Source organism: Corynebacterium sp. HMSC055G02 (assembly GCF_001809065.1).
In the GTDB taxonomy this organism is placed as follows: domain Bacteria; phylum Actinomycetota; class Actinomycetes; order Mycobacteriales; family Mycobacteriaceae; genus Corynebacterium; species Corynebacterium jeikeium_D.
The window spans coordinates 1-718 of sequence record NZ_KV795635.1; the positions used below are offsets into that span (position 1 = coordinate 1).

Consider the following 718-nt stretch of genomic DNA (forward strand, 5'->3'; position numbering starts at 1 on the left):
CTGAAAGTCAGACACACTTTTTGCTACTTAACCCAAATTGGTTGCCTAACAAAGGTTAAACGAAAACTCCCTCCCGGATACCCGGAAGGGAGTTGGTCTGAGCGGATGACGGGACTCGAACCCGCGACCCTAACCTTGGCAAGGTTATGCGCTACCAGCTGCGCTACATCCGCAAATACGCTCGCCCATAAGGGCTTACGTGGTGCGCGATACTGGGATTGAACCAGTGACCTCTTCCGTGTCAGGGAAGCGCTCTCCCACTGAGCTAATCGCGCTGGGGTAAAAGCTATATAGAAGCTTTCAAGCGCAACCCCCTTCCAGGAGAAGGGGGTTTTGCACTGAGCGGATGACGGGACTCGAACCCGCGACCCTAACCTTGGCAAGGTTATGCGCTACCAGCTGCGCTACATCCGCAAATACGCTCGCCCATAAGGGCTTACGTGGTGCGCGATACTGGGATTGAACCAGTGACCTCTTCCGTGTCAGGGAAGCGCTCTCCCGCTGAGCTAAACGCGCATTACATCGAAACCGGTAAGGAATCTCTGCTGAGGTGGAAACGGGAATCGAACCCGTGTACACGGCTTTGCAGGCCGTTGCCTCGCCACTCGGCCATTCCACCGTGAGGCTGCCGCCTCAGTGGTTGCCTCGAAGTTATACCACAGAGCTTAACTTCTTGAGAAACCAGAGCGGATGACGGGACTCGAACCCGCGACCCTAA

5 tRNA genes are annotated in these 718 nt (G+C 55.6%); all 5 read right to left on the minus strand.

The features are described 5' to 3' along the window. Nucleotides 1–100: 100 nt before the first annotated feature. A tRNA-Gly gene (locus HMPREF2547_RS01540) sits at nt 101–173 on the minus strand. Nucleotides 174–200: 27 nt separating this feature from the next. Then, nucleotides 201–275: transfer RNA gene (locus tag HMPREF2547_RS01545), tRNA-Val, on the minus strand. Between the two features lie 66 nt (nt 276–341). Then, nucleotides 342–414, minus strand: a tRNA-Gly gene (locus HMPREF2547_RS01550). A gap of 27 nt (nt 415–441) precedes the next feature. Next, nucleotides 442–516, minus strand: a tRNA-Val gene (locus tag HMPREF2547_RS01555). Between the two features lie 32 nt (nt 517–548). Then, nucleotides 549–619, minus strand: a tRNA-Cys gene (locus HMPREF2547_RS01560). Nucleotides 620–718 lie beyond the last annotated feature (99 nt).